This window comes from Halorhodospira neutriphila (assembly GCF_016584055.1).
GTDB lineage: Bacteria > Pseudomonadota > Gammaproteobacteria > Nitrococcales > Halorhodospiraceae > Halorhodospira > Halorhodospira neutriphila.
In genome coordinates this window covers 1-11424 of sequence record NZ_NRSH01000074.1, presented here as the reverse complement: position 1 = coordinate 11424, position 11424 = coordinate 1, and the positions used below count along the sequence as shown (strand labels likewise).

Annotated in this window: 11 protein-coding genes; all 11 read left to right on the top strand. The window is 71.7% G+C overall.

Annotated elements, in window-relative coordinates; translation table 11 throughout:
• Positions 1 to 374: 374 nt before the first annotated feature.
• A complete protein-coding gene (locus CKO13_RS07635; RefSeq protein ID WP_200259029.1) occupies positions 375 to 1529 on the top strand; it encodes a porin in 1155 nt (384 codons plus the stop codon).
• Between the two features lie 211 nt (positions 1530 to 1740).
• Entirely contained in the window at positions 1741 to 3501 is a 1761-nt protein-coding gene (locus CKO13_RS07630) for a PHA/PHB synthase family protein (RefSeq protein WP_200259026.1), read from the top strand.
• Between the two features lie 15 nt (positions 3502 to 3516).
• Positions 3517 to 4842 (top strand): bifunctional enoyl-CoA hydratase/phosphate acetyltransferase, encoded by a 1326-nt coding sequence (locus tag CKO13_RS07625; RefSeq protein WP_200259024.1) that lies wholly within the window; start codon positions 3517 to 3519, stop codon positions 4840 to 4842.
• A 14-nt stretch (positions 4843 to 4856) separates the two neighbouring features.
• The gene (locus tag CKO13_RS07620) at positions 4857 to 6029 is read left to right on the top strand and encodes an acetate/propionate family kinase (RefSeq protein WP_200259021.1); all 1173 of its coding nucleotides are present in this window, start codon (positions 4857 to 4859) and stop codon (positions 6027 to 6029) included.
• Between the two features lie 100 nt (positions 6030 to 6129).
• Positions 6130 to 6696 carry an ADP compounds hydrolase NudE gene (gene nudE / locus CKO13_RS07615; protein ID WP_200259018.1) on the top strand — a complete coding sequence of 189 codons (567 nt, stop codon included), beginning with the start codon at positions 6130 to 6132 and terminating at the stop codon, positions 6694 to 6696.
• A gap of 52 nt (positions 6697 to 6748) precedes the next feature.
• Entirely contained in the window at positions 6749 to 7579 is an 831-nt protein-coding gene (gene cysQ, locus CKO13_RS07610) for a 3'(2'),5'-bisphosphate nucleotidase CysQ (protein WP_200259015.1), read from the top strand.
• 67 nt (positions 7580 to 7646) lie between these two features.
• A complete protein-coding gene (locus CKO13_RS07605; protein WP_200259012.1) occupies positions 7647 to 8039 on the top strand; it encodes a hypothetical protein in 393 nt (130 codons plus the stop codon).
• A gap of 196 nt (positions 8040 to 8235) precedes the next feature.
• Positions 8236 to 8562, top strand: coding sequence for a thioredoxin TrxA (trxA, locus tag CKO13_RS07600; protein WP_200259009.1), 327 nt, complete (start codon positions 8236 to 8238; stop codon positions 8560 to 8562).
• Positions 8563 to 8675: 113 nt separating this feature from the next.
• The gene (gene rho, locus CKO13_RS07595) at positions 8676 to 9935 is read left to right on the top strand and encodes a transcription termination factor Rho (RefSeq protein WP_200259007.1); all 1260 of its coding nucleotides are present in this window, start codon (positions 8676 to 8678) and stop codon (positions 9933 to 9935) included.
• 106 nt (positions 9936 to 10041) lie between these two features.
• On the top strand, positions 10042 to 10620 hold the full coding sequence (locus CKO13_RS07590) for an LPP20 family lipoprotein (RefSeq protein WP_200259003.1): 579 nt from the start codon (positions 10042 to 10044) through the stop codon (positions 10618 to 10620).
• Positions 10621 to 10632: 12 nt separating this feature from the next.
• Positions 10633 to 11424, top strand: a 792-nt coding sequence (locus CKO13_RS07585; protein WP_200259000.1) for a hypothetical protein, incomplete at its 3' end; no start/stop codon positions are given.

The window sequence follows — 11424 nt, the reverse complement described above, 5'->3', positions numbered from 1 at the left end:
GGGAAGGGGTAGGCCAGCTCGAAGAGGAAGCGGCCCGCCAGGTACCCGCCCGTCGCCGCGGTGGGCTGGCTCGGCGCCCGCCGGGACTGGCGGGCCAGCCCCATGGCGCTGCTGCGCCGCGGGGAGGGGTGAGGGCGCGGTGCCGGGGCAGCGAAGACTGCGCTTGAAACGGGATTGAAACATCTTGTAAAAGGGCCGTTGCCTAGGGCGAGTCTGGCACAGGGATCTGGGCAAGGCCTGATGGCGGGGCGCCGGGCAGGGGAGCGAGGCCCGGGACGCCTCGAGGGCGCCCTAGGGCCAGCCGGATGCCGCCGCAGCGGCGCCCTGGAGGAACGACGACAAGGCAGCATCAAAAAACCGAGAAGGAGAACGCCATGAGGAGACAGCTCATTACCGCCGCCGCAGCCGCCACGGCCCTGGCCGCCCCCGGGGCGGTGCTCGCCGACGAGGGCCCCACCGTCTACGGCTTCGTCAACCTCTCCGTCGACTACGAGGGCTACGACGGCGCCCCAGGCAGCGAGGACGGCGACGTAGCCATGAACACCGGCCTGTCGCACTTCGGCTTCCGCGGCTCGGAGACCCTCGACAACGGCATGGAGGCCATCTACCAGGCCGAGGTGGGTTGGACGTATACGGGCGACAGTACTGGGACGCCGGGAGAGAATGGAGGAACTCTCAAAGACGGTAACGATAATACAGTCACATTAGCGGGTGAAGAGTACACGGTTGAGGACGACTGGATCACCCAGAGCCGCGACAGCTTCGTGGGGCTGCGGGGCGACTTCGGCCAGGTGACCTTCGGCCGGCAGAGCGCCGCCAACCAGTTCGTCTACGACGGCCCCGGCAAGGAGTGGGTCGCCCAGGTGGGTACCCCGGCCGGCGCCATCCATATGGGGATGCCGAGCCGCTACAACAACATGGTCCGCTACAACGCCCCGGGCGGGCAGACCGCCGGCGGCGGCGAGGTGGACGCCCAGCTGAGCTTCGTGCCCAGCGAGGGCGAGGAGCCCGGCGACCACATCTACAACGCCCGGGCGAGCTACAGCCAGGGCCCGGCCTCCGGCGCCGTCTCTCTGTGGCACGCCAAGGATGCGTCGGCGCCCCTACCGGAAGGGGATAACACGGTGGCCTCCCTCGCCGCCCGCTACGACCTCGGCTTCGTCCAGCTCGGCGCCCAGGCCTCCGGGCGGGACTCGGACGCGTCGGACGCCGACGACATGGCCTACTCCCTCGGCATGTCCGCCCCCTTCGGGGATGGCAACCGGGTCAAGGCCATCGTCACGCAGCTCAGCGCCGACGCCGACGACAGCGACTACACGACGGCGGCCCTCGGCTACGATCGCATCCTGAGCGAGCGCACCGAGCTGCGCTTCGCCGTGGCCTCGACCTTCAACGACAAGAATTCGGGCCCGGAGGGTGAGGGCGTAACGCCCCACGACTACGGCGCCTACGGGCCGTCCTCCGGGGTAACCCCGGCGAAGGACGAGACCCACACCACGCTCAGCGCCAACCTGCGCCACAGCTTCTAGGGCCGTCCGCGCCCTGGGGAAAGGCCGCCGGCGGGCCCCCGCCGGCGGCTCCCGCCTCCCGATCCGCCCCCTCGCTCTCCCTGCCGTACCTCCTCGGGGCCGCTAGAGTCTTGACAGGAGGGGTGCGCGTTGCCGAGATTGTGCGCTGCGGCATCCGGCGCCCGAGCGCTGCTGACTTCCGCCCACCGTTTTCGAGGAGCGAGGACCCGCCATGGTGCACCCGATGATGTCCGATACCGAGGAGGGCGAGCGCCAGGCCCTGACCGTCGACCGCCTCTACCACGCCGGCATCGGCCGCTTCAGCCTGGGCCTGTCGCCGGCGGCGCTGTCGCTGGCGGCCTTCGACTGGGGGATCCACCTGGCCGCCCAGCCCGGCAAGCAGTTCGCCCTCATGGAGGAGGCCGGCCGCGATGCGATGCGCTTCGGTGCCTACGCGGCGGGGCGGCTCACGGGCACCTGCCCGGAGCCGTGCGCGGGGCCCTCCTCCGGGGAGGACGACCGCTTCGAGGGCAAGCAGTGGCAGAACTTCCCCTACGACCTGATCCACCAGGGCTTCCTGCTCACCCAGCAGTGGTGGCAGAGCGCGACCACCGGGGTCCGCGGCGTGACGCAGCACCACGAGGACGTCGTCCGCTTCCTCAGCCGCCAGGTCCTCGACTTCTACTCGCCCTCCAACTACCTCCCCACCAACCCCGAGGTCCTCGAGGAGACGGTGCGCCAGGGCGGCGCCAACCTCATGCGCGGCTTCGCCAACGCCCTCGAGGACACCGAGCGCAACCTCAGCGAGCGCCCGCCGGTGGGCGCCGAGGAGTGGCAGGTGGGTGAGGACCTCGCCTGCACTCCGGGCAAGGTGGTCTACCGCAACCGGGTCATGGAGCTCATCCAGTACGAGCCGGCCACTAAGACGGTCTATCCGGAGCCGGTGCTCATCGTCCCGGCGTGGATCATGAAGTACTACATCCTCGACCTGCGCCCGGGCCGCTCGCTGATCGAGTACCTCGTCAACAAGGGGCACACGGTCTTCACCATCTCCTGGAAGAACCCCGGCCGGGACGATAGCAACCTCGGCATGGACGACTACCGCCGTGACGGGGTCATGGCGGCCCTCGAGGCGATCAACCACATCGTCCCCGAGCGCAAGGTCCACTCGGTGGGGTACTGCCTCGGCGGCACCCTGCTGATGCTCGCCGCCGCCACCATGGCCCGCGACGGCGATGACCGCCTGGCGAGCATGACCCTCCTGGCGGCCCAGGCGGACTTCACCGAGCCCGGCGAGCTGGAGCTGTTCATCGACGAGGGGCAGGTCACCTTCCTCGAGGACATGATGTGGGAGCAGGGCTACCTCGACGGCTCGAAGATGGCCGGCGCCTTCCAGCTGCTACGCTCCAACGACCTCATCTACTCGCGGATCATCCACGACTACCTGATGGGCAAGCGCGGCTCGGTCATCGACCTGATGGCGTGGAACGCCGACACCACGCGGCTGCCGTACCGGATGCACAGCGAGTACCTGCGCCGCCTGTTCCTCAACAACGACTTCGTCGAGGGCCGCTACGACGTCGGCGGCCAGCCCATCCACATCGGCGACATCCAGCTGCCGACCTTCGCCGTCGGCACCGAGAAGGACCACATCGCCCCGTGGCGCTCGGTCTACAAGATCAACCGCTTCCTGCCCCAGGCGGACGTGACCTTCGCCCTGACCACCGGCGGCCACAACGCCGGCATCGTCACGCCGCCCGGCCACCCCCGGCGGACCTACCGCCTCCACACCCGCCGGGTCGGCGAGCTCTACCTGCCGCCGGAGCTCTACCTCGAGCAGGTCGGCTCGAAGACGGGCTCCTGGTGGCCGGACTGGGAGGCGTGGCTGCGCGAGCGCTCGGGCAGCCGCGTGGCGCCGCCGCCGGTGGGCCTGACCGAGGGCAGCTACCAGCCCCTGGCCGAGGCGCCGGGGACCTACGTCAAGCAGCGCTAGGGCAGGGGAGCAGGCATGGCGACCACGATCCGCAACCACCCCTACGACGAGCTGAGCGTCGGCGACCGGTTCGAGACGACGAGCCGGCTCAACCACGAGGACCTGCGCACCCTCGGCGAGGGGCTGTGGCCGAGCACCGTGCTCATCAACGCCGTGTGCACGGAGTTCCCCGGCGCGGGCACGGAGCCCGTGGCCCAGGACCTGCGCTACGAGGGCCGCATCTGCCTCGGCGATACGGTGACGGTGGCCCTCGAGGTGGTGGACAAGCAGGCCGAGGACCGCCGGGTGGTCATCGACGCCCGCGCCTTCAAGGAGACCGGCGAGGCGGTGATCAGCGGCCGGATCACCGCCCGCGCCCCGGCCGAGCCCCTCGAGAGCGAGCCGAGCGCCTCCATCGCCGGGACCACCAAGGGGCGCCGCCGCCAGCTCCACCGCCTGCTGCGCATGGCCGACGAGGTCTCGCCGATGAGCGTGGCGGTGGTCCACCCCGTCGACGCCCTGTCGCTGCAGGGCGCGCTGCAGGCGGCCGAGCACCAGCTCGTCAGCCTCACCCTCGTCGGCCCGGCGCACAAGATCCGCGCCGCCGCCGAGGAGGCCGAGGTGGCCCTCGGCTCGATCCCGGTCATCGACGTCGAGCACTCCCACGAGGCGGCGGAGGTCGCCGTGGACCTGGCCCGGCGCGGCGAGGTCGAGGGCCTGATGAAGGGCTCGCTGCACACCGACGAGCTCATGGGCGCGGTGGTCGACCGCAACAAGGGGCTGCGCACCGAGCGGCGGATCAGCCACGTCTACGCCATGGACGTGCCGAGCTACCCGAATCCGCTGCTGATCTCCGATGCGGCGATCAACATCGCCCCGAGCCTGTCGACGAAGCGGGATATCTGCCAGAACGCCATCGAGCTCGGCCACGCCCTCGGCGTCGAGCAGCCCAAGGTGGCGATCCTCTCGGCCACCGAGTCGGTGAACCCGGAGATCTACTCCACCCTCGACGCCGCGGCCCTGTGCAAGATGGCCGACCGGGGGCAGATCACCGGCGGGCTCCTCGACGGGCCGCTGGCCTTCGACAACGCCATCTCCGAGAGCGCGGCGCAGACCAAGCACATCCACTCGGCGGTGGCCGGCCACCCGGATATCCTCATCGCCCCGGACCTGGAGGCGGGGAACATGCTCGCCAAGCAGCTCTACTACCTCGCCGACGCCGAGGCCGCCGGCATCGTCCTCGGCGCCCGGGTGCCGATCATCCTCACCAGCCGCGCCGACGACGTCATCGCCCGGCTGGCCTCCTGCGCCATCGCCCTGCTGGTCGCCGACCGCAAGCGCCGCGGCCTGGCGCACCTCTAGGGGAGGGGATCGCCATGAGCGACGGGGTCCTTGTCCTGAACGCCGGCTCGTCGAGCATCAAGTTCGCCCTCTACCAGGAGTGCGCCGACGGCGGCCTCGCCCCCCAGGTCCACGGCCAGGTCGAGGGGCTGCGCTCGACGGCCCAGCTCCACATCGACACCGGCGGCGGCGACCAGGTCACCGAGATGCCCCCCGGCTCGGACCACGAGTCCGCCCTGCAGGCCGTGCTCGACGCCGTCGACCGCCACCTCGGCGGCATCGAGATCCGCGGCGTCGGCCACCGCATCGTCCACGGCGGCCGCGAGCACCACGCCCCGGCGGTGATCGACGAGGCGCTCCTCGAGGCGCTCCGCGAGCTCGAGCCCCTCGCGCCGCTGCACCAGCCGCACAACCTCGCCGCCGTCGCCGCCCTGATGCGCACCGCGCCGGAGCTGCCCCAGGTGGCGTGCTTCGACACCGCCTTCCACCGCACCCAGCCCGCCGTCGCCCAGCGCTTCGCCCTGCCGCGCGAGTACGAGCAGCGCGGCGTCCTGCGCTACGGCTTCCATGGCCTCTCCTACGAGTACATCGCCGAGCGCCTGCCGGCCTACGACGAGCGGGCCGCGGCCGGGCGGACCGTGGTCGCCCACCTCGGCTCCGGGGCGAGCATGTGCGCCCTGCACGGCGGGCGCAGCGTCGCCACGACCATGGGCTTCACCGCCCTCGACGGGCTGCCCATGGGGCAGCGCTGCGGCAACCTCGACCCCGGCGTGGTCCTGCACCTGATGCGCCAGGAGGGCCTCTCCGCCGACGAGATCGAGGCGCTGCTCTACCGCCGCTCCGGGCTGCTCGGCGTCTCGGGGCTCTCCGCGGACATGCAGGTCCTGCTCGAGAGCGACGCCCCCGAGGCCGCCGAGGCGGTCGCGCTCTTCTGCTACCGGGCGGTGCGCGAGATCGGCGGGCTGGCCGCCGCCCTCGGCGGGCTCGACGCCCTGGTCTTCACCGCCGGCATCGGCGAGCACGCCCCGACGGTCCGGGCGCGCATCCTCGGCGCCCTGGAGTGGCTCGGCCTGCGCCTCGACCCGCAGGCGAACAGCGCCGGCGGGCCGCGGATCACCACGGCCGACAGCCCGGTGAGCGCCTGGGTCGTCCCCACCGACGAGGAGCGGATCATCGCCGGCCATACCGAGGCGCTGCTGCGCGGCTGACCGGAGCGGGGGCTCGATCCGCGCCGTGCGGGACGCCGTTGGTGACGGGGCCTGGAAGGGGCGTACAATGGGGGTCTCGCCTATCAGAGGCCGCAGGCGCATGACCGACCGCTACCCCGAGACCCTGCACTGCCGCACCGTCGCCCGCTCCCGGCTCTTCCGCGTCGAGTCCGTGGGCCTGCGCTTCGGCAACGGGGTCGAGGTCGAGTACGAGCGCCTCGGGGCCGGCAGCCACGGCGCCGTGCTGGTGGTGCCGCTCAACGCCGCCGGCGAGGTCCTGCTCATCCGCGAGTACGCGGCGGGGACCGAGCGCTACGAGCTCGGCCTGCCCAAGGGGCGGGTCGAGGGGGGCGAGGACCCCCTCGAGGCGGCCAACCGGGAGCTCATGGAGGAGGTCGGCTTCGGCGCCGAGCGGCTCACCTCCTTGCGGCGCCTGACGCTGGCGCCGGGGTACCTGAGCCACCACACCGAGATCATCCTGGCGCAGGGGCTCTACGAGCGGCGCCTGCCCGGCGATGAGCCGGAGGCCATCGAGGTGGTGCCCTGGCCGCTCGCCGAGCTGGAGGGGCTGCTCGGCGATCCCGCGCTCAGCGAGGCGCGCTCCATCGCCGCGCTCTACCTCGCCCGGGACTACCTGGCGCGTACCGCTGCCCCGGCCGGGGAGTGACGGCGGGGCGGGCGAGGGGGCGCGCTCAGCCCAAGAATCGAGAGGGGGTTCGATGACGAGCAGTGACTGGGAGGCGTGGCGCGAGCCGCTGCGCGAGATCGCCGAGGCCGCCGGGGCGCGCATCCTCGAGGTCTACGAGGGGGCCGACGCCGGCTTCGAGGTGGAGGCGAAGGCCGACGAGACGCCCCTGACCCGGGCCGATCGCGCCGCCCACGAGCACATCCGGGCGGCGCTGCAGCGCCTGGCGCCCGACCTGCCGCAGCTCTCCGAGGAGGGCGAGGAGATCGACGCGGCGAGCCGCCGGCAGTGGCGGCGCTACTGGCTGATCGACCCGCTCGACGGCACCCGGGAGTTCATCAAGCGCAACGGCGAGTTCACCGTGAATATCGCCCTGGTGGACGGCGGCCGGCCGGTGCTCGGCGTCGTCCACGCCCCCGACGGCGGGGTGAGCTGGAGCGCGGTCGCCGGCGGGAGCGCCTACCGCCACGAGGCCGGCGGCCAGCGGGCCCTGCAGAGCCGGTCGGCGCAGCCGCCGTGGACCGTCGTGGTCAGCCGCTCCCACCGCGAGGCGGCGGTCGAGCAGCTCCTCGAGCGCGTCGGCGACTACCGCGAGCTCTCCGTGGGCAGCTCGCTGAAGATCTGCCGCGTCGCCGAGGGGGAGGCCGATCTCTACCCGCGCTTCGGGCCGACCTGCGAGTGGGATACCGCCGCCGCGCAGTGCGTGCTCGAGGCCGCCGGCGGCGCCCTGATGGATATCGGGCTGACGCCCCTGCGCTACAACACCGCGGACTCCCTGCTGAACCCGGACTTCATCGCCGTCGGCGATCCGCGGCAGGATTGGGGGACGCTGACCCGGGGGCTCGAGTGGGAGGCGCGGCGCTAGGCGCGCTTGCTATAGTGGTCGAAGGGGTGCATCATTCGTTCCAGAGTGGGTCCGCTCCGGAGAGGGCATGAGCGAGATCGAGACGGCGGCGCCGGTCGAGGAGGTTGAGCAGCGGCTCGCCCGCATCAGCGAGCGCATCGCCGAGGCCGTCGCGGCGGTCTGCAGCGATCCCGGCGCCTCCCCTGTGCTCCGCGCGGTCTTCGAGGAGCTGCTGCGCAACAGCGAGGCGACGCTCACCTGCCTCGAGTGCGGCCGCTTCGGCGCCTGCTTCCGGGAGCGCGTCGCCGAGCTCGAGCAGGCCGCCGAGTCCGCCAAGGCGGCCGCCGTCGCCGACGAGGGCGCCGCCGAGCGGACCCAGGAGCGCATCCTGGTCGCCCACGAGGCCCTGCGCGAGCTCAAGTCCGTGCTCCGCTGCGGGCTCAGCTGCAGCGACGCCTGGGAGCGCGGCCGCTGCGGCTGATTTGACATGGATCGCCCCGCTCGCTATTTTCCGCTTTATTATCGAGAGTTACCCGTTAGCCCGGTCCTCGGACCGCACTCATGAATCGGTCCCGCCCCCGGGACTGGCACCGCTGATCACACCCTAGGCAGTTATCCGGCGCCGAGTGCAGCGGTGTGAGCTGCCTGAATCCAATCCGAACTGGAGGTCTTCAACCGTGAGCGACGCAATCGTGCACGCCAGCGACCAGGATTTCGAGGAGGTCGTGCTCCAATCCAACACGCCGGTGCTGGTCGACTACTGGGCCGAGTGGTGCGGTCCCTGCAAGATGATCGCCCCCATCCTCGAGGAGATCGCGGGCGAGTACGGCGACCGGCTGAAGATCGTCAAGCTCAACATCGACGAGAACCCCGAGACCCCGCCCAAGTACGGCATCCGCGGGATCCCCACGCTGATGCTGTTCAAGAACGGCAACGTCGAGGCGACCAAGGTCGGGGCCCTGTCCAAGTCCCAGCTGACCGCCTTCATCGACAGCAACCTGTAGCGCCGCAGCCTAGAGCGCCGGGTGCCTTGCCGAGCGGCCGTCGCCGCAGCCTCTAGGCCCGCGGCTGCCCGGTGCTCAAGGGCGTTGTGTCCTCCTCCACGCTGAAGCGAGCCATGAACCTCACCGAGCTCAAGAGAAAGCCTGCCACCGAGCTGCTCGAGATCGCCCAGTCCATGGGCATCGAGGGCACCGCCCGCTCCCGCAAGCAGGACATCATCTTCGCCATCCTCAAGGCCCACGCCAAGAACGGCGACTCCATCTACGGCGACGGCGTCCTCGAGATCCTGCAGGACGGCTTCGGCTTCCTGCGCTCCGCCGACGCCTCCTACATGGCCGGCCCCGACGATATCTACGTCTCGCCGAGCCAGATCCGCCGCTTTGCGCTGCGCACCGGGGATACCATCACCGGCAAGATCCGCCCGCCCAAGGACGGCGAGCGCTACTTCGCCCTGCTCAAGGTCGACCAGATCAACTTCGAGCCGCCGGAGGCGGCGAAGAACAAGGTCCTCTTCGAGAACCTCACGCCGCTGTTCACCCGCGAGCGGATGCACATGGAGCGGGGCAACGGCTCCACCGAGGATATCACCGCCCGGGTCATCGACCTCGTCGCCCCCGTGGGCAAGGGCCAGCGCGGGCTCATCGTCTCGCCGCCAAAGGCCGGCAAGACGATGATGCTCCAGAACATCGCCCAGAGCATCAACGCCAACTACCCGGAGTGCTACCTCATCGTGCTGCTCATCGACGAGCGGCCCGAGGAGGTCACCGAGTTCGCCCGCTCGGTGCTCAGCGCCGAGACGGTCTCCTCGACCTTCGACGAGCCGGCCTCGCGGCACGTCCAGGTCGCCGAGATGGTCATCGAGAAGGCCAAGCGCCTCGTCGAGCACAAGAAGGATGTCGTCATCCTCCTCGACTCCATCACCCGCCTCGCCCGGGCCTACAACACCGTGGTGCCCTCCTCGGGCAAGGTGCTCACCGGCGGTGTCGACGCCAACGCCCTGCACCGGCCCAAGCGCTTCTTCGGCGCCGCGCGCAACGTCGAGGAGGGCGGGAGCCTGACCATCCTCGCCACCGCCCTGGTGGAGACCGGCTCGCGCATGGACGAGGTCATCTACGAGGAGTTCAAGGGCACCGGGAACATGGAGCTGCACATGGACCGGAAGATCGCCGAGAAGCGCATCTATCCGGCCATCCACCTCAACCGCTCGGGGACGCGGCGCGAGGAGCTGCTCATGACCCCCGACGAGCTGCAGAAGACCTGGATCCTGCGCAAGCTCCTGCACAACATGGACGAGGTGGCCGCCATCGAGTTCCTGCTCGACAAGCTCAAGGACACCAAGACCAACACCGAGTTCTTCGAGGCCATGAAGCGCTGATCCGCCGCGCGGCGGTGGGCGGGGCGTGGCTGCGCCGCCGGGCGAGACCGGGTACGGTAGGAGAGGGACTGGATCCTCCCGCCCCCGAGCCGACCCTGGAGGCCGTATGCCCGCGATCCGCTTCCTCGCCCCGCCGCTGCTGGCGGCCCTCGCCCTGGGCCTCGCCGCCTGCGGCTCGAGCCCGGAGAGGGCCGAGGCGCCCGAGGCCGACTCGAGGCTCGGCCTCCCGGGCTGGTACGTCGAGCGCCGCACCCCCGGCGAGCCTATGGTCCTCTACGGCTTCGGCGCCTCCCAGGCCGAGCCCGACTACCCCGACCCGATGCGCCGCCAGGCCCGCATGAACGCCGCGGCGGAGATCGCCGAGCAGCTCACCCAGACCCTCCAGGCGCTCAACTCCGAGTACTTCGACCGCCAGGACCTCGGCCGGGAGGGGGACGCCCGCACCCGGCAGCAGCTCCGGCAGAGCGTCGAGCAGTGGATCGACCAGACCCTCGTCGGGGTGGAGTACGCGCGCACCGACGTCACCGACGACGGCCGCTGGGTGGTCATGGCGCGCTACGACCTCCAGCAGGAGTTCGACGCCTACTTCAACGCCATCGGCGCCGACGACCAGGCCCTGCGCTCGGACCTGCGCTCGGCGGCCGCGGAGCACCTGGAGCGGCTGCGTGAGCGTGCCGCGCAGTAGCCGGGCGGCGGCTTGTCCCGGCTGACGGCCGCGGCCGCCGCCCTCGCGGCGGCCCTCCTCGCCGCCGGCTGCGCCGGGCTCGGCGGCGAGCGCTACCCCGACGCCGCCGAGCTGCGCGAGCAGGGCCGGGCGCAGGCGCGCGCCGGCTACGCCTACGGCCACGGGAGCGGCGCTACCCCCGAGCAGGCGCGCCAGTCCGCCCTCTACGAGATCGCCGGGCAGGTGGTGACCGCCGTGCGCGGCGAGCAGCGCGCGGTCTTCCGCGCCCTGCAGCGCCGGGGCGAGCTCGGCGAGGGGCAGGTCGAGCAGGCCGCCGAGATGGCGCTGACGGCCACCGTGGCCTCGCTGAGCCACGTCGCCGTCGAGGGCGCCGAGGTGGTCGCCGAGCGGCGGGTGCGGCAGGGCTGGTACGTCCGCGTGCGCGTTCCCGAGCGGCGCCTGGCCCGCATGCGCGCCGAGGCGCGGCGCAAGGCCCCGGCCCTGGCGCAGTTCGAGCGCGTCGAGGCCGTCCCCGCCGGCGAGCCGGGCCGGCGCTTCGTCCGCGCCGTACACGGCCTGGAGACTGTCGAGCGCACCGGGGTCGGCACCGCCCGGCTCTACAGCGCCGAGGCGGGGGAGACCACCTTCGGCGCCTACTTCCGCACCGCCATCCGCGAGGCGGCGCGGCGCATCCAGGCGCTGCCCGTCGTCGAGGGGGAGCGGGTGCGCTTCGCCGTGGTGGACCGCGAGACCCTCCAGCCGCAGCCGAACCTGGCGGTGCGCACCGGCGGCTGGGAGTGGGCCACCGACGCCGACGACCACCAC

Coding starts and splice junctions, on each gene's coding strand:
- CKO13_RS07635 (WP_200259029.1), top strand. CDS start 375: ATGAGGAGACAGCTCATTACCGCCGCCGCAGCCGCCACGGCCCTGGCC.
- CKO13_RS07630 (WP_200259026.1), top strand. CDS start 1,741: ATGGTGCACCCGATGATGTCCGATACCGAGGAGGGCGAGCGCCAGGCC.
- CKO13_RS07625 (WP_200259024.1), top strand. CDS start 3,517: ATGGCGACCACGATCCGCAACCACCCCTACGACGAGCTGAGCGTCGGC.
- CKO13_RS07620 (WP_200259021.1), top strand. CDS start 4,857: ATGAGCGACGGGGTCCTTGTCCTGAACGCCGGCTCGTCGAGCATCAAG.
- nudE (WP_200259018.1), top strand. CDS start 6,130: ATGACCGACCGCTACCCCGAGACCCTGCACTGCCGCACCGTCGCCCGC.
- cysQ (WP_200259015.1), top strand. CDS start 6,749: ATGACGAGCAGTGACTGGGAGGCGTGGCGCGAGCCGCTGCGCGAGATC.
- CKO13_RS07605 (WP_200259012.1), top strand. CDS start 7,647: ATGAGCGAGATCGAGACGGCGGCGCCGGTCGAGGAGGTTGAGCAGCGG.
- rho (WP_200259007.1), top strand. CDS start 8,676: ATGAACCTCACCGAGCTCAAGAGAAAGCCTGCCACCGAGCTGCTCGAG.
- CKO13_RS07590 (WP_200259003.1), top strand. CDS start 10,042: ATGCCCGCGATCCGCTTCCTCGCCCCGCCGCTGCTGGCGGCCCTCGCC.